Annotated in this window: 19 protein-coding genes; 6 read left to right on the top strand and 13 right to left on the bottom strand. The window is 63.0% G+C overall.

Annotation, left to right across the window (positions count from 1 at the left end; genetic code table 11):
• Positions 1–134 precede the first annotated feature (134 nt).
• From AB7C87_RS00095 to AB7C87_RS00085, 3 genes are all read left to right on the top strand, one after another.
• Positions 135–650: an acyltransferase gene (locus tag AB7C87_RS00095; RefSeq protein WP_369727343.1), complete on the top strand. Its 516-nt coding sequence runs from the start codon at positions 135–137 to the stop codon at positions 648–650.
• A gap of 141 nt (positions 651–791) precedes the next feature.
• Positions 792–1,601 carry a DUF7847 domain-containing protein gene (locus AB7C87_RS00090; RefSeq protein ID WP_369727342.1) on the top strand — a complete coding sequence of 270 codons (810 nt, stop codon included), beginning with the start codon at positions 792–794 and terminating at the stop codon, positions 1,599–1,601.
• Between the two features lie 92 nt (positions 1,602–1,693).
• Entirely contained in the window at positions 1,694–2,626 is a 933-nt protein-coding gene (locus tag AB7C87_RS00085) for a DUF4013 domain-containing protein (protein WP_369727341.1), read from the top strand.
• A gap of 373 nt (positions 2,627–2,999) precedes the next feature.
• Here AB7C87_RS00085 and AB7C87_RS00080 read toward each other — a convergent pair whose 3' ends face one another.
• The 3 genes from AB7C87_RS00080 to AB7C87_RS00070 form a co-directional block, all read right to left on the bottom strand.
• On the bottom strand, positions 3,000–4,169 hold the full coding sequence (locus AB7C87_RS00080) for an NAD(P)/FAD-dependent oxidoreductase (protein ID WP_369727340.1): 1,170 nt from the start codon (positions 4,167–4,169) through the stop codon (positions 3,000–3,002).
• A 134-nt stretch (positions 4,170–4,303) separates the two neighbouring features.
• On the bottom strand, positions 4,304–5,515 hold the full coding sequence (locus AB7C87_RS00075) for a TIGR04347 family pseudo-SAM/SPASM protein (protein ID WP_369727339.1): 1,212 nt from the start codon (positions 5,513–5,515) through the stop codon (positions 4,304–4,306).
• Positions 5,512–5,787 (bottom strand): Htur_1727 family rSAM-partnered candidate RiPP, encoded by a 276-nt coding sequence (locus AB7C87_RS00070; protein WP_369727337.1) that lies wholly within the window; start codon positions 5,785–5,787, stop codon positions 5,512–5,514. Before AB7C87_RS00070 ends, AB7C87_RS00075 begins: the two co-directional genes overlap by 4 nt.
• A gap of 188 nt (positions 5,788–5,975) precedes the next feature.
• Between AB7C87_RS00070 and AB7C87_RS00065 the strand changes: the two genes are divergently transcribed.
• The gene (locus AB7C87_RS00065) at positions 5,976–7,121 is read left to right on the top strand and encodes a TIGR04053 family radical SAM/SPASM domain-containing protein (RefSeq protein ID WP_369727335.1); all 1,146 of its coding nucleotides are present in this window, start codon (positions 5,976–5,978) and stop codon (positions 7,119–7,121) included.
• A gap of 425 nt (positions 7,122–7,546) precedes the next feature.
• Here the strand turns inward: AB7C87_RS00065 and AB7C87_RS00060 are convergent, their stop codons facing one another.
• From AB7C87_RS00060 to AB7C87_RS00050, 3 genes are all read right to left on the bottom strand, one after another.
• Positions 7,547–9,385 carry an acetyl-CoA carboxylase biotin carboxylase subunit gene (locus AB7C87_RS00060; protein WP_369728362.1) on the bottom strand — a complete coding sequence of 613 codons (1,839 nt, stop codon included), beginning with the start codon at positions 9,383–9,385 and terminating at the stop codon, positions 7,547–7,549.
• 192 nt (positions 9,386–9,577) lie between these two features.
• Positions 9,578–9,940 carry a DUF8022 family protein gene (locus AB7C87_RS00055; RefSeq protein ID WP_369727333.1) on the bottom strand — a complete coding sequence of 121 codons (363 nt, stop codon included), beginning with the start codon at positions 9,938–9,940 and terminating at the stop codon, positions 9,578–9,580.
• A complete protein-coding gene (locus AB7C87_RS00050; RefSeq protein WP_369728361.1) occupies positions 9,940–11,484 on the bottom strand; it encodes an acyl-CoA carboxylase subunit beta in 1,545 nt (514 codons plus the stop codon). Before AB7C87_RS00050 ends, AB7C87_RS00055 begins: the two co-directional genes overlap by 1 nt.
• A 170-nt stretch (positions 11,485–11,654) precedes the next feature.
• Here AB7C87_RS00050 and AB7C87_RS00045 point away from each other — a divergent pair, with 170 nt between their 5' ends.
• Positions 11,655–12,944 (top strand): ABC transporter substrate-binding protein, encoded by a 1,290-nt coding sequence (locus tag AB7C87_RS00045; RefSeq protein ID WP_369727332.1) that lies wholly within the window; start codon positions 11,655–11,657, stop codon positions 12,942–12,944.
• A 260-nt stretch (positions 12,945–13,204) separates the two neighbouring features.
• Here the strand turns inward: AB7C87_RS00045 and AB7C87_RS00040 are convergent, their stop codons facing one another.
• The 7 genes from AB7C87_RS00040 to AB7C87_RS00010 form a co-directional block, all read right to left on the bottom strand.
• The gene (locus AB7C87_RS00040) at positions 13,205–13,909 is read right to left on the bottom strand and encodes an ABC transporter ATP-binding protein (RefSeq protein WP_369727331.1); all 705 of its coding nucleotides are present in this window, start codon (positions 13,907–13,909) and stop codon (positions 13,205–13,207) included.
• Complete coding sequence (locus AB7C87_RS00035) at positions 13,909–14,784, bottom strand: ABC transporter ATP-binding protein (protein WP_369727330.1); 876 nt, start codon at positions 14,782–14,784, stop codon at positions 13,909–13,911. Before AB7C87_RS00035 ends, AB7C87_RS00040 begins: the two co-directional genes overlap by 1 nt.
• A complete protein-coding gene (locus AB7C87_RS00030) occupies positions 14,777–16,096 on the bottom strand; it encodes a branched-chain amino acid ABC transporter permease (protein WP_369727329.1) in 1,320 nt (439 codons plus the stop codon). The genes AB7C87_RS00035 and AB7C87_RS00030 overlap by 8 nt, the downstream gene beginning before the upstream one ends.
• Positions 16,093–17,211 (bottom strand): branched-chain amino acid ABC transporter permease, encoded by a 1,119-nt coding sequence (locus AB7C87_RS00025; RefSeq protein WP_369727327.1) that lies wholly within the window; start codon positions 17,209–17,211, stop codon positions 16,093–16,095. The genes AB7C87_RS00030 and AB7C87_RS00025 overlap by 4 nt, the downstream gene beginning before the upstream one ends.
• Before the next feature lie 401 nt (positions 17,212–17,612).
• Positions 17,613–18,497 (bottom strand): metallophosphoesterase, encoded by an 885-nt coding sequence (locus AB7C87_RS00020; protein ID WP_369727326.1) that lies wholly within the window; start codon positions 18,495–18,497, stop codon positions 17,613–17,615.
• A gap of 7 nt (positions 18,498–18,504) precedes the next feature.
• Positions 18,505–20,349: a hypothetical protein gene (locus AB7C87_RS00015; RefSeq protein ID WP_369727325.1), complete on the bottom strand. Its 1,845-nt coding sequence runs from the start codon at positions 20,347–20,349 to the stop codon at positions 18,505–18,507.
• A complete protein-coding gene (locus AB7C87_RS00010; RefSeq protein ID WP_369727323.1) occupies positions 20,346–21,644 on the bottom strand; it encodes a Single-stranded DNA binding protein in 1,299 nt (432 codons plus the stop codon). The genes AB7C87_RS00015 and AB7C87_RS00010 overlap by 4 nt, the downstream gene beginning before the upstream one ends.
• A 217-nt stretch (positions 21,645–21,861) precedes the next feature.
• On the opposite strand from AB7C87_RS00010, the gene AB7C87_RS00005 reads away from it, so the two are divergent.
• A complete protein-coding gene (locus AB7C87_RS00005; RefSeq protein WP_160045753.1) occupies positions 21,862–22,071 on the top strand; it encodes a hypothetical protein in 210 nt (69 codons plus the stop codon).
• Positions 22,072–22,520: the final 449 nt, after the last annotated feature.

Genomic DNA, 22,520 nt, shown 5'->3' with positions numbered 1-22,520 from the left:
TCTCGCTCGAGCCACCGAGGTCGTTCCGAACCGGATTGTCTTGCCGGCGGTTTCGATTCGGTGTTCCATCGCTCGCTCGTCGGTCCCGTTGTGGACCGGTCGGTTTCTTGTAACGATACGTCGAAGGGCAGATAGTGACCGAGGACAGGACCCGACACGATCGTATCAGACGCCACCCCACACCCGGGGCCGGCAACTCGCTCGCCTCCTGGACGGCGGCGAAACACCCCGTTCGAATCGTGATCAATTACGTCGTCGTCTGGCTCGTTCGCATCTCGCCGAGTCTCCGGCTCAAACGCTGGCTCCTTCGGCGAATCGGCACGACCGTTGGCGAGGGCGTCTCCTGGGGACTCGAAGCGACACCCGACGTCTTCTGGCCCGAACTGCTCACGGTCGAAGATTACGCCATCGTCGGCTACGACGCGACGTTGCTCTGTCACGAATTCCTCCAGGACGAGTACCGCACTGGCGAGGTCGTAATCGGTGAACGGGCGATGATCGGGGCCGGCGCCATCGTCTTACCCGGCGTCGAAGTCGGGGCAGACGCACGGGTTGCCGCCAACTCGCTGGTGACGGAGGACGTCCCTCCGGGCGGGACGGTCGCCGGAGTGCCGGCCAGACCGATGGGATCGGGCGACGACGACGCTTGAATGACCGTCGTCCGATTCCCCTCGCTCGCACTCGAGACGAGTTCTACCGCACTCGGCCAGCTATTCCTCGTGTGAAGAGATGAGAATTTATATTTCGAACGATTAGAAATAAGAACTGTCATGGGACATGCGATAAATTCGTTGGGGGAATCCATCGGGACCGTACTCGCTCATCCGATACTGATCGCCGGAATCGGAATCACGTGGGTCATCAGTTCGATCATCTATATGGCGCTGACGTCCATTCCGTTCATCGGAATGTTCCTCGCGTTAGTCGCCTGGATCGTACCAGCCTTAGCACTCGCCGCAACGCTGGCGATGGCCTACGAAGGCGTTCGAGGCTCGCCGTCGTTCGATCACTTGATGGAGGGACTCGAGGAGAACTGGCAACGGATGATCGGTGCGTTCGTCGTCCTCGTCATGGGCTACATGACCCTCATGCTCACGATCACCGTCGGAATCATCCTCCTCTTTCTGTTCGGTATCGTCGGGGCGGATATGTCGGCGGGGACGGGTGGGGGTCCGGCAGTTCTTAGCGCACTCGGCGTCGGCTTCCTTCTCGTGATGGGGCTCGTCGCCTTGCTCGTCGCCGTGGTGGGAATCGCGATCCAGTTTTTCGATGCCGCGATCGTCGTCGGAGACGCCGACGTAATCGGCTCGTTCAAGACGTCGATGTCCGTCGCTCGTTCGAATCCGATCAGTATCGTCGGGTATACGATCCTTCGAGGCCTCCTCGTGTACGTTCCAGTCGTGCTCGCCGTTCTCGCCGGAGTTACCGGGGGAATAGCCGGCGGCGTACTGCTGTCCGAGGATCTTGCCGTGTTCGGTGGGTTCGCCCTCGCTTTCGTCGTGTTCGTCGTCTCGGCACCGGTGATCTGGACAGTGCTTTCGGTCTATCACGTCTCATACTTCACTCACGCGAGTGGGCTCCGCAATCGAGGTCACCTCTAAGCTTATCCGACGCCACTTCTCAGCGAATCTCCTCTATCGAACAGCGCCCGAGAACATAATAATTATGTCCGAATATCCTAATTTTTCTCTCAATGTCGTACTGTAGAGACTGTGACGAGAAGTTCGAACGAGGGACGATTCTCTGTCCGTCGTGTGGAGACAAACTCGCCGAACACTCCGAGCCGATCGCGGCGACGACGGGCGGGGACTCGACGTGGGAGACGAACGACGGGGCGAACGCCGGATGGGGTGATTCGGTGACGCCGGACGGAAAATCCGACGGCACCGACCGCCAAGACCCGTCCAATCCGAAGTACCACGATCGAGGACTTCTCGAGTTCGCGTTCGCGTTCCCGATCGGAAAGGGTGGGAAACCGTTCCTCCTCGACACGGTACTGTTGTTTATGAGCTTCCTGTTAGTGCCGCTGTTTATGTCCTACGGCTACTCCTACCGACTCGGACGGGCCGCCGCACGGGGTGACGACGAACCGCCGGATCTCGAGTTCGACGACTGGGGCGGCCTCACGAAAGACGGGGTGATCGTCGCGCTGGCGTACGTCGCGATCATGATCGCGGCATCGATCGTCCCGATCGCCGCGTTCGTCGGCGTGTTGGTAGTCGAGAGTCCCACACTCGCGTTACTGTTCGTCGGTCTCGGGTTCGTCGCGATGATCGTCGGTATGTACGTCACCGGTGCGGTACTCCCCGTCTTGCTCGGTACCGGAAACCTGATGGACACGTTCGCCGGCGGCCAATTTCTCTCCTTTGCACTCTCTCCTCACTACCTCAAGGGGTTTCTGTTCGTCGTCGTCTGTAACGCCGTTTTGATGATGGTGATGAGTGCGGTGGCGTTCGTTCTCGTACTCACTGTCGTCGGAATCGTTCTCCTGTTCCCGCTTTACTACTTATACGCGGTGTACGTCGCCAACTTCGCGTTCGCGACCTACGGATACGTCTACAACGAGGCCGCCCAGGCGGGTGCGGTCACGCCCGTTCAACCGACGGACTCGCTGAGTCTCGAGTAACTTCGATCGGCTCTCCGATCGACGTATCGACACAACACTCGTGGTTCGACGTTCGGTGACTCCGATAGTAGTAGTCAAAACGATCTACACACTGCTCGAAGCAACGAGCCAGAACCGTCGATAGGACGCTGTTCCGTCCGAAAACTCGCGAGTAGGTGTACATTGACGTGCAGTAGCTACGATCTATCGTCCAGACGGGGCCGATCGGACTCCAAACTGAGTCTCGAGAAACGCGAGTGTCCATCGTCGACGTGATACGAGTTACTGTCAGTCAGTTCCGGCGCAACCGCGACTCGGGCGGCGGTTGCGCCGGTAAACCGTTACAGTAATCCGTATGAGACGGTCGGAAAGGGGGTTCGACTCTGGATCGATGCTACAGCGACGACCAGGACTGTCGGGCCTCGTTCCAGGACGTGATGTCGGCGATCCAGCGGGCCGCGATCATCTTCTTCAAATTCTTCGCGGGGAAGCCGCCGAACGTATCGACGGGCAGGGAGACGCCGAACGCCGGCTTGACTTCGTGTGCGACGGCCTTTTCGCCGACGGAGACGACGGTGCCCTTGTTGTCGTACTCCCAGGTCTTCAGCGGGCGGTTCTCGATCGCTCGAGCGATGTTCTCGCCGACTACTTCGGCGGCCTGCCAGGCGGCCTGTGCCGTCGGCGGTGCGGGCTGGTCGCCCTGATCGATGATCGCGGAATCGCCGATGGCGAAGACGCGCTCGTCGGACGTCTGAAAGTTCGCCTCGGTGGTAACGCGGTTGTGCTCGTTCTCGAGGTCGACGCCGTCCATCGCGTCGCGACCGGTGATTCCGCCGGTCCAGATCAACACGTCGTGCTCGAGGGGCTCCCCGTCGTCGAAGTGGATGACTTCGTCCGTCGCTTCGGTGATCGGATCGTCCGTGTGGATCCGGACCGCGGCTTCCTCGAGCAGGTCTCGAAGCGCCTGTTGGATCTCGGGGTCGTTGCCGGGGAAGATCTCTTCGAGGGCCTCGACGAGGTGTATCTCGATGGGCGCGCGGTGGTTGTCGCGGAACTCGGCGATCTCGCCGGCGGTCTGGATACCGGAGAGTCCGGCGCCGCCGACGACGACCTGTGCGGGCTCGCCGCGGGTGGCGTCGACGCTCGCTTCCTTGACGGCGTCGTGGATCTCGAGGGCGTCGTCGAGACTCTTGAGGGTGTACGAGTGCTCGTCGAGACCGGGAATGCCGTAGTAGGCGGTTTGACTTCCGAGCCCGACCAGGACGTAATCGTAGTCGACGTCGTCGTTTTCGGCGAGTTCGACCACCTGGTCCTCGGGGTCCAGTCCGACGACTTCGTCCTGGATGAACCGCGTCGATGGATCGGCGATTTCGTCGATGGAGAAGGTAATGTCGGATCTGACGTCCGGGTCCCGTATCACGCGATGGACCTCGTGTAAGACGAGGTGATAGTCGACGTCGGCGATCCAGGTAAGCCGTACAGTGCCCCCGAGTTCCGACTGGAGCGTCTTGATCGCACCAGCACCGGCATACCCGGCACCGAGCACGACGACGTTTTCAGTCATACGTCACACTCTGAAACCCTCCGATACAAAGGTGTTGGAACGCTTATGACCGTGTGACCTATTCGCATAGGTTAAAATGGATCGATCGTTCACCGGACCGCGACTCACGGGGACAAACGGACAGCCAAACGAACTCAGTCCGTAACTTCACCGAGCGCTGGATTGGGACCTGTGAGTTCCTCGTCAGTCAAGTAACACTGCGGGTCGGGTGCAAACGGATTCGCAGTCGTCGAAACCGCCCGCAGTCGTGACCCACCTCGACAGATCGATCGGTACTGACAGGTCGAACACCGTCCGGTAAGCCGATCGTCGCGGTTCCGAAGGGCCGCCAGCAACGGGTTCGAATCGTCCTCCCAGATTTCGCCGAACGGTCGATCCCGGACGTTTCCAAGGCTGTACCCCTGCCAGAACTGCGTCAGGTGGACGTTTCCCTGGTAGTCGACGTCGGCGACCCGTTCGCCCGTCGGATCGCCGCCGTTTCGCTCGAGGTAGTCGTAGACGTGACGTGCGCGCTTTTCGCCGAAGTGTTCGAGGGCGTACTCGACGAGAAACGCCGCGTCGGCGTAATTGCCCACCAGAAGCGTCTCGATCTCCTCGCCCCGACCGTGGTACTCGAGGGTGAGATCGCAGAGGCGGGAGACGGCGGCTCGCTTCGCCGATGGATCGAGGTCCGCATCGACGATTTCGCCGCCGCGACCGCCGTAATCGAGGTGATAAAAACAAAAGCGATCGAGGCCGACGTCGACGAGCAGGTCGACGACGTCCTCGAGATCCGAAGCGTTGGCCTCGGTGATCGTGTACCGGAGGCCCGTCTTGAGCCCGGCCTCGAGACAGTGTTCGATACCCCGGACGGCGGCGTCGAACGCGCCCTCGCGGCCGCGAAACCGGTCGTTTCTCTCGGGAAGTCCGTCGACCGAGATGCCGGCGTACCGGAGTCCGGCGTCGCGAAGCGCCGCCGCCGTCTCGGCGGTGAGTACGGTTCCGTTCGAGGAGAGTACCGGCCGGAGGCCCAGGTCGTCCGCGTAGGATACGAGTTCGACCAGATCCTCCCGGACGAGCGGTTCGCCGCCGGAAAAGAGCACGACCGGGACGCCGTACTCCGCGAGCTGGTCGAGAAATCGCTTCGCTTCGGCGGTCGTGAACTCGCCGGTGGCTGGCGTCGTCTCCGCGGCCGCATAACAGTGTGAACAGTAGAGGTTGCACCGCCGAGTGACGTTCCAGACGACGACCGGCTTTCGTTGCTTCCGGTCGGAGATCTGTGGCTTCGACGAGTCCGAAGCCGCGTCGTATCGCAATCCGTCGCCCTCCGCGTCTCTGTCACAGAGAAGTTTGCTGATGGAGATCACTGCTCGCTCACCCGCGGTTCGTCTGGATCGATCGATGTCGACCGTGAGGAGTACCGCCCGACCGCCGCCGCCGGACAGACCCAAACGTCGACGGCGTACCAGTCGAACAGCGTCGACGCGTGTTCGTGGGCGTTCGACTCGTTCTCGGCCGCCACGCTCCCCACGTGGCACATCGGTTCTGCTTCCCGGTGGCGAACGAACACTTCCCACTGCGGGAGGGGATTGGCCCGTTCGTCGCTTTCGATCCGCGAACGACGTGAGTCCTCGACCATACTCGAGAGTTCGACACCGCGTCGAAGGCCGTTCCCCAAACTCCCACCTCCTGGGAACACCGACGCTCGGTCGCGAACACGTTCACGAGCGAAGAGCCGACGTCACCTCGAGACGAACGTGTTCCCGTCTTCCCGCGATGCGGGAACGACGACGACGCTTTCCTCGGCCGAGAGACGAGAGTTCGGTAATGGTTCCGGGTCGTCTCGATACGTCTTCGCGCCCACTCGTCCTCATCTGGGAGGTCACACAGGCGTGTGCGCTGGCGTGTGACCACTGTCGTGCCGACGCCCATCCCCGTCGCCACCCCGACGAACTCTCGACCGCCGAGGGAAAGCGGTTGCTCGAGGACGCCGCGGCGTTCGGCGACGGCCAACTCGTCGTCCTCTCCGGCGGAGATCCGCTCGTTCGCGAGGACGTCGAGGAGCTCGTCGCCTACGGAACCGACCTCGGCCTCCGGATGACGATCACGCCGAGTGGAACCCACTCGCTGACCGCGAGTCGCATCCGTGCGCTCTCTGGGGCAGGGCTCGAACGAATGGCCGTCAGCATCGACGGTGGGTCCGCCGAATCCCACGACTCGTTCCGTGGCGAAGACGGGAGTTTCTCGGAGACGGTCCGTGCCGTCGCGGACGCACAGTCCGCGGGCGTTCCCGTCCAGGTGAACACGACCGTCTGTCGAGACACCGTCGACGAGTTGCCGGCGATCCGGACGCTCGTCCGCGAGCTGGGTGCGGTCATGTGGAGCGTCTTCTTTCTCGTACCCGTCGGTCGCGGACGGATCCTCGAGCCGATCGATCCCGCGGAAGCCGATGCGGTGATGACGTGGCTCGACGACGTGAGTCGAACCGATCCCTTCGGCCTCAAGACCACGGAAGCACCCCAGTACCGTCGCGTCTCGAGCCAGCGATCGCGGCCGAACGGCGATCGAATCGGGTCCAACGGCGACGGTCCTCCAGCGGAAAACCCCGGCGTCGCACGTCGAACGGGGATCGTCGCCGGCGACGGCTTCGCGTTCGTCAGTCACACCGGCGAGGTCTTACCCTCGGGCTTTCTGCCGAAGTCCGCGGGGAACGTCCGTGATCGGACGATAACTGAGCGCTACCGGGATTCCCCGCTATTTCAGTCGCTTCGCGATCGAGACCGTCTCGAGGGGAAGTGTGGCGCCTGCCCGTATCGCACCCTGTGTGGCGGGAGCCGATCCCGTGCGTTCGCTCACACGGGGAATCCCCTCGAGAGCGATCCGCTCTGTCCGTTCGTCCCCCCGAACTACGACGGCCCGTTGCCGTGGGACGAAAACCAGGACGCCGCCGTCTGTAGCGATAATAGCAACTGAGACGAATGAGACGCCGATCGGACTATTCGCGGTTCTCGGTCACTCCTCTCGCTCACGTATCGTTCCCGTTCGCCGGCGGTAAAACGGAAGCGGCCGCAGACGATTCGTGACTGACCGACGAACGACCGTCGGAAGAGACTCGTACACGTGTCGGGCGTGATCGATCGTCTGCGGACTCGATCGAGCACGCGGACGACGGAAACGGCTAGACGTTCCCGGTGTCGGGCGTCCATGGTGGGGTGTCGCGTGACCCGGGACGAACGTCGATTCCGCGTGCAATTCGTCTCTTCGAGCGAGCCAATGTCGTCGTTTTCCCGAACCGGTTCGTCTCACGCGATCTCGATCGAGTTCACCCCACTCGATCCGACCGGTTTGTCTCACGCGATCTCGGTTGGGTTCAACCCATTCGATCCGACCGGTTCCTCTCACTCGAGGACGACGAGCGTATCGCCCATATCGACGCTGTCACCCTCCGCGACGGCGATCTGCGTGACGGTTCCGCCCGTGGAGGCGACGATGTCGTTTTCCATCTTCATCGCCTCGAGCACGACGAGTACGTCGCCGGCGGCGACCTCGTCGCCTTCCTCGACGTCGACGTCGAGAATCGTTCCCTGCATCTCGGCGTCGACCGTCTCCCCCTCGCCCGCGAGGTCCGCTCCCGAGTCGTCCTGGCTCCCCCCGGCGGGCTGTGGTGGACCGGCCGAACCGCCGGCGTCGACGTCGCCGGCCGGAATCGCGGGTGCGCCGCGTTCCTCGAGTTCGACCTCGAATCGTTTGCCGTTGACCTCGACCGTGAACTCCCGTTCGACCGTTTCTTCGTCGTCATCGCCGACGGATTCGGTGTCGGTTCCCCACTGCTCTTGGGCGTCGGCGATCCGACTCTCGTCGAGTTCCTCGTCTAAGTACTTCGTCGTGTGCGTACTGTCGACGAACCGCTCGTCGGTGAGCATGAGCCGGTGGAACGGGATGATCGTCGGGATGCCCTCGATCTCGTACTCGCGGAGCGCACGAAGCGACCGCTCGAGACACTCCTCGCGATCCTCTCCCCAGACGATCAGTTTCGCGATCATCGAATCGTAGTCGGTGACGAGTTCGTCACCCTGGCGAAGCGCGTCGTCGAGGCGGACGCCGATTCCGCCCGGCGGGTCGTACGTCTCGAGGGAGCCCCCGGTCGCCGGGGCGAAGTCCTCGGCGGCGTTCTCGGCGTTGATCCGGAACTCGATGGCGTGGCCGTCGAACGTGACGTCCGCCTGGTCGAAGTCGACTTCCTCGCCGGCGGCGATCCGAATCTGGCGTTTGACGATGTCGAGGCCCGTGATCTCTTCCGTGACGGTGTGTTCGACCTGAATCCGAGTGTTGACCTCGAGGAAGTAGAAGTTCGTGTCGGGACCCAGCGGTTCGTCGGGGCCTCGGCTGGGGTCTTCTTCGACGAGGAACTCGACGGTTCCCGCGTTCGTGTAGTCAGCCGCGGCGACCCCGCGCCGTGCGGCTTCCCCGATGCGTTCTCTGAGTTCGTCCGTCAACGCCGCAGAGGGGCCCTCTTCGATCACCTTCTGGTGGCGGCGCTGGAGCGAGCAGTCACGCTCACCGAGGTGGCGGACGTTGCCGTGTTCGTCGGCGAGAATCTGGACCTCGATGTGACGCGGGTTCTCGAGGTAGCGCTCGAGGTAGACGGAGTCGTTGTCGAAGTACGCCTCGCCCTCGCGTTTCGCGCTCTCGAGTTGGTCTTCGACTTCGTTCTCCGAGCGGACGACCTTCATTCCGCGTCCGCCGCCACCGCCTTCCGCTTTGATCGCGATCGGGTAGCCGTACTCCTCGCCGAATGCTTCGACCTCCTCGGAGTCGGTGACCGGCTCCGTCGTGCCGGGGACGATCGGAACGTCCGCCTCGTCCATGATCGATCGCGCCTTGGTCTTTTCTCCCAGTGACTCCATCGCGTCGCTCGAGGGGCCGATCCACGTGATTCCGTCGGTCTCCTCGACTTTGGCGGCGAACTCGGCGTTCTCGGCGAGAAAGCCGTAGCCGGGGTGGATGGCGTCCGCGTCGGCCTTGCAGGCGGCCTCGATGACGGCTTCGTGGTCGAGGTAGGAGTCGGCGGCACGAGCCGGGCCGACGTTGTAGGCCTCGTCCGCATAGCGGACGTGCCCGCCGTTTTTATCCGCCTCGGAGTAGACCGCGACGGTCCCCACGTTGAGTTCTTCGCACGCTCGCATCACTCTGACTGCGATTTCACCGCGATTCGCGACGAGAACCTTCCTGAACATCCCTTTCAAAACCGTCACGGGGCGCCTACCTTACTTTTTCGCAACTCGATTATAATACGGACAACACGTTCCGCCGAGACCGGGCTCGGCCTCGTGTCGGAGGTGGTCCCTTCAGACGATCTACTGGAAGGCGGGTCCGTCGGATCGGGACCTGGGCGAGGTCCCAGCGGGACGTCGGTACAGCAGACCGTATCAGAACCGGTCAGTTCGGCCTGCGGCGGTCCACGGATCAGTCGGCGACTCACGGGGAACGCGGACCGACCGCTGTTGCTGGGCGCGGATTCGGCCGGCGAACGACCACCGCTTCCCGTCCCACGTCTCTTCGCCCGCCGCGGCCGCCGCGGCGACTGCCAGCGCGTGATCGTGGAGGTGTGCACCGACGGCGGCGGCGATCGCGGCCGCCTCCGCCTCGTCCGCGTCGTCCGGAATCTCGAGTGAGAGCTGTGTGCCGTCAGCCCCGATCGGCGACTCGAACTTGATCGGTTCCGAATTCGGTGCCTCGTCGCCGTCCACGTTACCGTCGCGTTCGGCTTCGGACCGTTGCTGGGTCGTCATTACAGTGGGATGTTGCCGTGTTTCTTGTCCGGGTTCGATTCGCGTTTCGTCTCGAGCATCTCGAGGTCGTCGATCAGGCGCGGGCGGGTCTCGGTGGGGACGATGACGTCGTCGAGGAAGCCTTTGTCGGTGGCGGTGTAGGGGTTGGCGAACTCCTCGCGGTACTCCTCGATGAGTTCGTCCCGGAGTTCGTCGGGGTTTTCGGCTTCGGCGAGTTCGTCCCGATAGAGGATGTTGACCGCGCCCTGTGGTCCCATGACGGCGATTTCGGCGGTCGGCCACGCGTAGTTGACGTCCGCACCGAGGTTCTTGGATGCCATCACGCAGTAGGCGCCGCCGTAGGCTTTCCGGGTGATGACCGTCAAGAGCGGAACGGTCGCCTCGGCGTAGGCGTAGAGCAGTTTCGCCCCGTGGCGGATGATGCCACGGTGTTCCTGATCGGTCCCGGGCATGTAACCGGGGACGTCGACGAACGTGACGATCGGGATATTGAACGAATCACAGAAACGGACGAAACGCGAGCCCTTCATCGAGGAGTCCACCGTCAGGGTGCCGGCGTTGACGCGGGGCTGGTTGGCGACGATGCCGACGGATCGGCCGTCGAGGCGGGCGAAGCCGACGACCAGTTCGTTCGCGAAGTTGTCGGCGACTTCGAAGAACGATCCCTCGTCGGCAACGCTATCGACGACGTCGACCATGTCGTAGGGTTTCTGCGGACTCGGCGGGACGATGTCGTTGAGTTTCTCGTCGCGACGGTCGGGGTCGTCCCAGGGGTCGACTCGAGGCGGGTCCTCGACGTTGTTCTGTGGAAGATACGAGAGGAGGCGTTTGATGTCGTCGAGCGCTTGCTCTTCGCTTTCACAGGCGAACTGCGCCACGCCGGTCCTGTTGGCGTGGGTCATCGCACCGCCGAGTTCCTCGTGGGTGACTTCCTCGCCGGTGACGGTCTTGGTGACGCCGGGCCCCGTGATGTACATGTGGCTCGTCTCCTTGACCATGAAGATGAAGTCGGTGATGGAGGGGGAGTAGACGGCACCGCCCGCACACGGCCCCATGATGGCCGAAATCTGGGGGACGACGCCGCTTGCTTCCTGGTTCCGGCGGAAGATTTCGGTGAAGCCGGCGAGGCTCTTGACGCCCTCCTGAATGCGTGCACCCGCCGAATCGTTGAGTCCGACGATCGGCGCGCCGACTTCCATCGCCGTATCCATCACCTTACAGATCTTTTCGGCGAAGACCTCGCCGAGCGAGCCGCCGAAGACCGTAAAGTCGTGGGCGAAGACGAACACCGTTCGCCCGTCGACCTCGCCGTAGCCGGTGACGACGCCGTCGCCCGGAATCTTCTTCTCTTCCATCCCGAACTGGCTGGTCTGATGGGTTCGAAGCTGATCGAACTCCGTAAACGTTCCCTCGTCGAGAAAGTACTCGATGCGCTCGCGGGCGGTCATCTTTCCTTTCTCGTGTTGCTTTTCGATCCGCTCTTCGCCCCCGCCTAACCGTGCCTCCTCGCGGAGTTCCTCGAGCTCGTCGATGCGGTCTTCCATCGTCATGAGTGCCCTCTCCCAACGTCGTTCATCGGGGGAAGAAACGACGAGGCAAATGAAAAACGTTCTGCAATTCGAAACTGAAACGGCAGCCGTTCTCGGTATCGGTAAGTTTTGGTTCCGCTTGCTCACACAAACACTATATATTTACACTCACCACTAGCCTGCACATGGCACGGAATGTCAGCAGACGAAGGGTGCTTGGTGGTATCGGTGCCGGTACCGGAATTGCGCTTGCCGGCTGTCTCGACGGCAACGGCAACGGTAACGGCGGCAACGGTAACGGCGGCAACGGTAACGGCGGCAACGGTGGTAACGGCGGTAGCGACGACGCCGACGTGATGGTCGGGACGTTGCTCCCCGTGACCGGCGACCTCGGTAGTCTCGGTGCCCCGATCCGGGACGCCGCGATCCTTCCTGGTAGTCAACTAGAAGACGAGGGCGTCGCCTACGAGATCGACATCCGCGAAGAGGACACGGAGACCGACCCACAGGCAGGTATCAGTGGTGCGCAGGCACTCGCCGATGCCGGTTACCCGTCGGTCACCGGCGCCGCATCGTCGGCCGTGACGATCGCCGTCGCGGAGGACATCTTCTTCCCGAACGAGGTCGTCGGCATCTCGCCGGCGAGTACGTCGCCGGACATCACCGGCATGGACGGCGATTACCTCCTTCGGACCGCGCCGAGTGACGCCTGGCAGGGTGATGCGATGGCCGAGATTGCCTACGAGCAAGAGGGTGCCGAGACGATGTCGACGTTCTTCCTGAACAACGACTACGGTCAGGGTCTCCAGGATACGATCGTCGACAGCTTCGAGGACCTCGGTGGGGAGGTCTTAGAGGAAGTCGCGTTCGAGCCCGAACAGCCGTCGTACGACTCCGAACTCCAGAGCGCGCTCGCGGACGATCCCGACCTGATGGTCGTCATCGGCTACCCCGACAGCGGCGAGCAGATCTTCCGAGATTACTACATCAACTTCGACAACGATCACACGATTATGGTCCCTGACGGACTCCAGGACCACGCCCTACCGGGCAACGTCGACAACCCGATGTCGAACGTAATCGGGACTGCGCCGTCCGCTCGCGGTCCGGAAGCCGAGACGTTCAACGAGATGTACGAAGACGAGTACGGCGACAGCCCGGGCGTGTTCACCGGTCAGGCCTACGACGCGACCGCCATCCACATACTCGCACAGCTTCGAGCCGACGACCTCTCCGGTCCCGCCGTCAGCGCGGAGATCCGCGAGGTTGCAAACCCCGATGGCGAGGAGATCGGTCCGAGCAACTTGGCCGACGGCCTCGACATGGCCGCAAACGGCGAGGAGATCCAGTACCAGGGCGCCTCGAGCGTCACCAACTTCGACGACAACGGCGACATGGAAGCTGTCACGTACGACCTCTTCGAGTTCGACGAGGACGGCTACCATATCACCGACACGATCGAGTTCGAGTCCTAACGCGACTACTCCGACAATTTTTCGCCGGTTCGAACCGCTCTCGAGCCGACGCTATCGGATGGTCGGTTCGATCTCGTTTCCGTACGGTCGTTTCACAACCGATATGACGGAATGTTAAAACTAAAAACTGATTTCGTTTGGAATCGACGTCGGTCGAGGGGCCGCGACGCCGTGGGTTGGATTTCGAGACGGTGACTCTCGAGTCACTACGAAATGACGGATCCGTTCGAAGAAATCGATTCGGTCCTGAGCGAGAACGTCTACCCGCCGAGGAAGTCCTGTCGAACCTGTTCGTCGGCGAGCAACGCGTCGCCGCTGTCCTCGTAGCGGTTCTGGCCCTGAACGAGAACGTATCCACGGTCACACCGGCGCAGGGCCTCCTTGGCGTTCTGTTCGACGAGCAAGACCGCGGTACCGTCGTCGTTGATCTCGTCGATCCGATCGAACATGTCCTCGACCAGATCCGGCGCGAGGCCGGCACTCGGCTCGTCGAGCATCAACAAATCCGGCTCGAGCATGAGCGCCCGGCCCATCGCGAGCATCTGCTGTTGGCCGCCGCTCATAGTCCCCGCCTTCTGGTCGCTTCGCTCCCGTAGGATGGGAAACCGCTCGAAGATGTTCTCGAGGCGATCCTCGGGAACCTCGTCTAAGATGTACGCGCCCATCTCGAGGTTCTCGATGACCGAAAGCGACGGGAAGACGTTGTCGTTTTGGGGGACGTAGCCGACGCCGGTCTGGATGATGTCCTCGGGGCGATAGCCGTGAATTTCGCTGTCGCCGAAGACGATCGAGCCGCCCATGTACTCCGTCAGCCCGAAGATCGACTTCATCACGGTCGACTTGCCGGCCCCGTTCGGGCCGACGATCGTGACGTACTCGCCGTCGTCGACGTCGAGATTTACACCCTCGAGAATCTGGAGGTCGCCGTAACCGGCGTCGAGCTCCGACACCTCGAGCAAGGACATCAGACCTCACCTCCGAGGTAGGCCTCGATCACTTCCTCGTTGGCTTTGATCTCCGCCGCTTCGCCCTCGGCGAGAACGGCACCCTGGTGCATGACGATGACGTGTTCGCAGTGGTTCATAATGACGTCCATATCGTGCTCGACCAGCAGGAACGTGTACCCCTGATCCTGGAGTTCGTGGATGTGAGAGAGGAGTTTCTTCTCGAGTGAGGGGTTGACGCCGGCCATCGGCTCGTCCAGCAGAAGCATCTCCGGTTCGGTCAACAGTGCCCGTGCCATCTCGAGGAGTTTCCGCTGTCCGCCGGAGAGATTGCCGGCGTACTCGCCGGCCAGGTGGTCGATCTCGAAGAACTCGAGCATCTCCCAGGCGCGTTCGCGCAGTTCCTCTTCCTGTTCGACGACGTCACGTCGAGCGATCGGCGTGACCGATCGCCACAACGACTCGCCGAGTTGGTTTTTCGGCGCGAGCATCATGTTCTCTAAGACGGTCATCTCGGGGAGTTCACGGGCGATCTGGAACGTTCGAACGAGGCCCTGATTCGCGACCTGATGTGGGTCCCGGCCGGTGATGTCCGTCCCTTCGAAGATGACGGATCCCTCGTTTGGGGTGTAGACGCCCGTGATGCAGTTGAACGTCGTCGACTTGCCGGCACCGTTCGGTCCGATGAGGCCGGTGATACTTCCGCGTTCGACCTGAAAGGTCGCGCCGTCGACGGCGGTGATCCCGCCGAACCGTTTGACGAGGTCTTCTACCTGGAGGATCGGTTCGTCGACCGTCCGTCGACCGGCGGCTTCCGTGACCTCCTCGGCTGATGCAGCGGTCGTCGAGCTATCGACGGCGGCGTCGGACTCGACGCTCGTCTCTGCGTCATTCATCGGTCTCACCCCCGTCGGTCGCGGTCGGACGTCGCGAGATGTCAGTCGCCGCGGCGAGTTCCTTCCGGTGACCGAGCAGGCCGTCCGGCTTCCAGATCATAAGGACGATGAGGACGACGCCGACGAGGACGAACCGGAGTTCGTCGAGGGTCCCGATAACGTAGCCGAGCATCGGAATCGGATCTCCTGTAGCTAGCTCGAGGACCGCGTCGTAGATCGTCTGTGGACTGCGAGCGTCGACGTTCGCGCGGACGATGCTCCTGATGAATCGCGGTCCTTGCCAGAGGAAGGCCGCGAACGCGAACGCGCCGATGATGCTTCCGGTGTTCGATCCCGAACCGCCAATGATGAGCGCGACGAAGATGTAGAACGTCACGATCGGCATGAAGCTGTCCGGGTTGACGCGGCTCTGACTGCCCATCCAGAGGATCCCAGCGAGCCCCATCAGCATACAGCCGACGACGAAGACGGTGATCTTCATCCGGTCGGTGTTTTTCCCGAGCGATCGGGTGGCGAGTTCGTCCTCGCGGATCGCCTTCAGCACGCGACCGAACGGCGAGTAGGCGATTCGGGTGAGAAAGAGATAGAATGCGACGACGAAGACGATCAACACGCCGGTGTAGAGTCCGCTCTGGATGATCGACGACTGGATGCCGACGGCTTCGCCGACGTCGAACAATACGCCGCCAATGGTTCCGAACACCGGCCGATCCAGCAACCACGGGATCACGCTGTCGACCGGCGTGTAGCTGATTCCGCTCCCGCCGCCGGTTCCGTACTCCGTTCCGCCGATCTCGACGGAACGAAGCGATCCGGAGAGTAACGCGAGTCGGATGATTTCAGAGAACCCGAGCGTGACGATCGCGAAGTAGTCCGCACGAACTCTGAGCGCAGGAAGCGAGACGACGAGCCCGACGAGCCCAGCGGCGATCATGCCGCCAATAACTCCGATTGGGATCGGTAATCCGAGCCCTGCGGGTGAGCCATCCGGTGACGCGGTGAGAATCGCCATCGTGTAGACGCCGACGGCCATGAAACCGGCGACGCCGATGTTGAACATTCCCGTATAGCCCCAGTGGAGGTTCAACGCGAGGACGACGAGGGCGTAGACGGCCGCGAAGAACGTGACCAGGCGCATGAAGCCGACGGTCTCGTTGAGCCCAACGCCGGTGAACAGGCCGACGATAGCAAATCCGGCGAACGTCGCTACGACGAGTCCGGCGATCAACAGGAGATCCGTCGCCCACTGTGGGAGATCGTTGTCAGTGATCTTCGCTCGAACCGAGTCGATCACGTCGGATGCGTCGCTCATGCTGTTTCCACCCCACTGAACAGGCCGTCAGGTCTGAATATCAGTACCAGAATCATGAGTGTGAACGCGGCGATTTCGTTCAGGTCGGAGGGGATCCAGACGAGCGACAGGTTGATCGTGAGCCCGATCACGAGCGAGCCGGCGAGTGCACCGTAGATGGATCCGATCCCGCCTAAGATCACCGCGGCGAAGATCAACAACAGCAGGAACCAGCCGAGATTGATCGTAATCTGGCCGCGGTCGAGGACGATAAGGTAGCCCGCGACCCCGGCGAGTCCGGAGCCGATCACCCAGGTTGCAAAGATGACGCGTTCGGTCGGGATCCCGGTAATCAGCGCGAGATCCTTGTTGTCGGACATGGCGCGCATCGATTTCCCGAGTTTCGTGTACTGTAACAGGAGGTGAACGCCGATGATCAACGCGAGTGCGGAGAAAACGAGCGTCGCCTCGTGGAGGTTGATCGTCTCCATCGGAACGACCGACTGGATCGCCGCCGGCAGTTCGGGTTGTGGCGGCGAGGCGACCACGATCCGCGTGTCGGTCGTGTAGACGAACGCGATAAGATACCGAAGTGCCAGTGCCACCCCGACGCTTGCGATTAACAGTGGAATGCCTCCCGCGTCGCGAAGTCGTCTGTACACGAGTCGATCGATGGCGAGTGCGACGAAAATCGTGACGAGTGCGGCAATGACGAGCCCGACGAGAATCGCGATCGGCGCCGACAGGACGTCCATACCGACGCTTCCGGGCTGTGCGCCACCATCGGCGCGGAGCAACAGTCGACTGCTTAGATCCGCGATGCCGAGGCCCCCGATGAGATAAGCGACCGTCCACCCGGAGAACGCCCCGGTCGTCACGAGGTCACCGTGTGAGAAGTTCGCAAATCGGAGAATGCTGTACGTCATCGAGAGGCCGATCGCGGCGAGTCCGATGTACAGTGAGTCGACGATTCCGTTCCACGTATACGACCACAGTCTACTGAGGGGGAGCTCTCCGGTCACGACCAAGCGAACGAGATCGAGAATGAGTATCCCGATACCCGCCAACAGGAGCCCACCCACGACCTCCTGTGGCGTTACGTTCGAAAGGCGCCCCCTTCCGTGCCCTGTACTCATACGTGCGAGTGTTACACCGCGAGTTGAAATAGTTCACGACAGATCCGTCGACTACGTCGCGTGTTTCGAAAATGGAGACGTTTCAAACCCGTCATCGGTTGTCCGGACCGCTATCGAACACGTGATCTCACGCCGTGGATGGCTGCTCGAGCCCCACTCTTCGTCGCCGACGCGGGACCACCGCTATAGTAACAACTGCAACGATTTACACCTGATCGCCGAACTGTCTGACGATCAGGTGTGCAAGACCTGCAGTGGCCCACTATCGGTCGTAGTCGTCGTACGTGTGCGGTCTCGCCACGGTTTGGTAGCGATTGGGCTTTCACGCGCTCGCATCGAACGGAGTCCATGGAGTCGCACCCGAACGATTATCGAACGAGCCGGTGTCGCCGACGACGAAGTTAAACGGTACCGTACGCGCCGAGACGGGTACCGTCGAGCAGGTACGCTTCACCGTCTGTGAGTCCGTCGGGAAGAAACGGCGAGAGAAACGACTGATTCGGAGCGTTCACCCAGGTTCCACCGACGAGTTCGTTGAATGCCGGGACGACGACGAGGTTCGGTCCAGCGCCGTCCGGAAGCCAGGAGACGTCGTCGTACTCGGGTCGGTCCCGGAACGGACCCGGATCGATCCGGCCGCGGAGCCACACTCGTTCCACCCGGCTCCCCCCGATCTCGTCTTCGAGTCTGACACAGGGGTGTTCGTGTCCGAGACAGAGCACGTCGCCCTCGAGAACGTCCGGCGCTGGCCAGGTGTGGCCGTGGCAGACGCCGAGACCCTCGAGTCGAACGCCGTTTCCGGGGACGACGGTTACGCTCCCACCATCCGTCGGCACATCCACGTCGTCGGCCGGCGGTCTGGAGCCACTACCCGCTGGATCGCCGCCGCCGATATCGGTCGACGCGTCGTCACCGAGCCAGGTTTCGATCAGGCCATCGTGATTTCCCTTGACGATCGTCACGTCGAGGCCCCCTGGGAAGGAGTCGAACAACACCTCGAGTTCGCCACGTTCGGCGCCGCCGGGGTCCCCGATCGAGTGCATCAGATCACCGAGAACGACGAGCCGCTCGGGATCGACGCGGTCGACGAGTGCGAGCATCCGCGCTCGACGATCCGGGGCGCGTCCGGGGACGTCGACCCCGCGTTCGTGTCGGAGCGCGTCCTCGTAACCGGCGTGGTAGTCGGCGACGAGGAGCACCCGCTCGTCCCCGACGGTCGCGGTCGCGGCCGGTTCGCCGGGGATGGGGTCGACGCGCGTATTCGAGGTGGGTCGGTCGGCGTCCATTCCGCTACTATATCGGCTTCAACGTTCCGTCGTCCGGTTCGTAACACCGACCGCCCATCAGGGCGTCCTGTATGGCGTCCTCGACGTCGTCCGCGGACACGCCGGTCTCGTCTACGACCGTCTCGACCACCGCCGCTCGATCCGCACCGTCACCGTCGTCGAGATCCCCCATCGTCTCGACGACGCGCTCTTGAAGGTCGACGTCCTCGGTGGGTGCGTCAGTTTCGGACCCGTCGGTTTCTGATTCGTCGGCTTCGGACTCGTCGTCCCTGCTCGGTTCCGATCCCGATTCGCCGTCCCCGACTCCCTCGTCAGCGACCCCATCGTCGCTCGAGGCGGTCGATTCGGTGTCGCTCGAGTCGACATCAGCGTCGTCGCCCGTGTCGGCTTCAGCATCGTCGCTCGAGGCGGTCGATTCGGCGCCCTCGTCAGCGTCGAGAGCAGTGCCGTCGGTGGAGTCGTCATCCTCCTCGAGTCTCGACTGTGGCGGCGCACCGAGATCGTCCGATTCGCCGGTCGCGTCGGCTTCGGCCGTGGCCGTCGATGGCTCCGCGCCGTCGGCGTCCTCGACCTCCGCGTCGTCAGGGACGGCGATCTCCGCCTCCCCGGGATCGTCGACCTCGCTTCCGGTCGTGAACTCGGTGCCGAACTCGGCCTCGAGTCGTTCGCGCTCCTCGTCGTCCATCTCGTACATTCCGTCGGCCGCGTCGAACTCCTCGGAGACGCCCTCGTCGTCGGCGGGGCTGTCGTCGTCGCCGGGTTCGTCCGTCTGGGTCGCGTCGGCATCGGAATCCGTCTCGAGTGACGGTTCGGAGCCGTGTTCGGACTCGGATTCGGCGCTCGAAACGCTTTCAGTGGATTCGGTGCCGGAATCGACGCCGGATTCCACGGTGGTCGGCGACACATCCTCCGACGGGTCGGCATTCGAGGCGCTCCCGCCGGCCGTCGCCGTGCCGACGACCGACGAGTTGGCCTCCGCCTCAGGTGCGGAATCCGTCGCCGATTCGGAGTCCGATTCGAGCACGTCTTCGCCATCTCCCCGATCGGCCGACTCCGCCGCGTTGGAGTGGACCACGCCCGTGGCCTCTGCCTCGAGTTCCGTACCGTCTACACCTGCGTAGGCCGCGACCGAGTCGAACGTCGTCCCGTCGCCGGTAGAGTCGTCTGGAGAGACGTCGAGTCCGGAGACCTGATCGCGCTCGTTGGCGACGACCTCGACCGCCTCTATCGCACAGTCCCGGAGCGCGCCGAGATACGACGGCGTCGTTCCGTAGTGGTCCTGTGCGAGCGGGATTCCCGCCGCGAGTCCAGTCTCGACGTCCGCCTCGAGCAACGCCTCGGCGAGGTCGCCCCCGCTTGCCTCGAGTTTCGCCGCACCGGCGTAGGTGCCGATCCGTTCGACGGTCTGTTCGGCGGCGCTGACGACCCACCGATCCCGGGTATCTGCGTCGACGGTCGCGATGCTTTCCGGACGGATCGACGTGTACACCTGATCGGAGTCGTCTGGCTGGAACGTTCGGGCCTTCCCCGTGACGGCGACGAACGCCGGCGCCTCGAGGGACTCGAGGGTCGCGAGTTCGTCGGGCTGGTACTGGCCGGCGTAGACGACGAACGCGCCCGTCGGATCGACGACGCGCGCGCGAAGCATCTCGTCGTTGACCGACGTGACTTCGGTGAGCGTCCCGACGACGAACAGCCGGTTCAGCCGGGCGCCGGTCGGTGAGACGACGTAGTTCGGCGCTCGTTCTTCGTCGCTTTCCGTATGTGACAGCGTCGCGTCGTCGTACTCCGCCGCGAACAGCCGGTAGGCAATTTCGCGGCCCGGAATCTCCTCGTCGTCGCTCGTGCTCATGCGTCCACCTCCTCGCCGTCGACGGCGGCTCCGATCTCCGAGACGAACTCGCTCGCACGAGTTTCGGGATCGTCGTCGCTCTCCTCGAAGGATTCCGCGTCGAGGTTCGCGCCGTACTCGTCGACCGAGAGGTGTCCGCGCACGCGGTACTCGCGGCCGACGATGTTCTCGCGGATCGTGTCGGCGACGACCTCCTGGTCCATCGCCTCGCGGGCCTGCTCCAGGGCGTCCTCTAAGGTGCCGCCGTAGACCTGTTCGGTGAGTTCGTCGTCGAGGACGGCGGTGACGGTGCCGGTTCCGTCGTCGAGGATGGCCTTCACGCGCAGGTCGTCGACGCCGTCGACCTCGCCGTGGGTGCGACACTGCCCTTTCTGGATAACGCGGTAGCACTCGGGACAGCGCTGGATGAGTCCGGAGCCGTCCCGGACCGCGATGAGGTTGCCGACGACGCAGACGTCGTAGACCCCGCCGGTTCGGACCGCCTCGCCGATATCCATCGTGGTCGAATCGGTGCCAACGTCGATCTCACGATCGAGTTCGGAGACCGTCGAAAATTCGGAGACGTTGACCTCCGGAACCCCGCGAAACTCCTGGACGTAGGCGTTCTCGATCCGAACCGGTCCGCCCTCCTCGATCGCGGGGGCGGGATCCCAGTTCGTGAACGGAAGCCGGCCGCTCTCGTCGCCGAAGACGCCGCTCAGAATCTCGGTTTCGCCGTCGCGGCCGTCGATCGTCCGGCGCTCGCACTCGAGGACCGCGACCTCGACGGTGACGGCTCGATCGCCCGTCTGGAGGTCGGCGAGTTGCGCGTCGCCGCCGATCTCGTGGGGGACCTCGAGTGACTCCTCAGAGAACGAAAGCGAGGTGCTCTCGCCGAGGTTGAGTTCCGGTTCGCCGTCCCACTCGCGGACGCCGGCGTTGCCGGCGGTGATCGCGTCGCCGGGGGAGAGCCCGAAGTCCTCCCAGGCGGTGTAGTCGATGACGCCCGTCTCGTCGGCGAGTTTCCCCTCGACGATGACGTGATCGGAGCCCTGGTAGCGGATCGACCGCTCGCCGGCCGTCAGGACGACCCCCGTCACGGTGACGTTGCCGTCCTCGGGCGTGATCTCCCCGATCTCCTTCGAGGACGGGGCGGAGCCGCCGCTCGAGCCGTCGCCGTACTTCCGGCGCAGACTGCCTTTCGCCTCGTCGATCGGGACGCTGTACTCCACTAGGTTCTGCAGGTCGGATTTGACCTCCTCTTTGTCGACACCGAGGTCGGAGGCGAGATCCTCGGCATGATCGTCGAGTTCCATCACCGGGAGTTCGAGCGGGGCCCTAAAAAGCGTTCCCGCACCGCGGTGGAAGTAGAGTAACGACTGATACGGTTTACTGTAAGTCATTTTCGGCGCAACCGCGACCCGGGCGGCGGTTGCGCCGGTAAATCGTTACAGTAATCCGTATGAAACGATTCCGTCGCTCGTGATCAGACGACAGCGGTGAATTCATTTCGATGGCCGAACGGGTGTCCCTATGGAACGAATCGGCGCGGCACTCGGCGGACTCGCGTTCGTCGCGGCCATCTTCGGGGGTATCGTCGTCATCAGAATCCTCACGCGGGCGCTGTACGCCGCCATCTGGTTCGCAGAGACCGTGGCGACGCTCGCATTCGCCCTCCTGATCGGATACGTCGTCTATCGAATTCTGCTCGGCTCGAGCGACGATCCACGCCGGTTCGACTGAGTGGACCCAGCGTTGCAGAAATACGAATCGAACAGAAATCACTTCGCAGTTAGAGGATGTCATAGAACTATAGTAACCACTGAACGTCAATGCCACCTGATCGCCAGACGAAAAGCGCGGTTCGGAGCGTGCGCGGTTCGGAGCGTGCGCGGTTCGGAGCGTGCGCGGTTCGGAGCGAACAGAGTGAGCGAGAACTGCGGAACGGCGAACGGGGAGGAACGACCCGTGAGCGAACGGAGTGAGCGAGAACTGCGGAACGGCGAACGGGGAGGAACGACCCGTGAGCGAACGGAGTGAGCGAGAACCGCGGGAATGCAAACGGGGAGGAACGACCCGTGAGCGAACGGAGTGAGCGAGAACCGCGGGAATGCAAACGGGGAGGAACGACCCGTGAGCGAACGGAGTGAGCGAGAACCGCGGGAATGCAAACGGGGAGGAACGACCCGTGA

Origin of the sequence: Natrarchaeobius versutus (assembly GCF_041205745.1) — an archaeon.
Lineage (GTDB): Archaea > Halobacteriota > Halobacteria > Halobacteriales > Natrialbaceae > Natrarchaeobius > Natrarchaeobius versutus.
The sequence above is the reverse complement of the archived record's forward strand: the minus strand, read 5'-3'. Positions and strand labels throughout refer to the sequence as shown.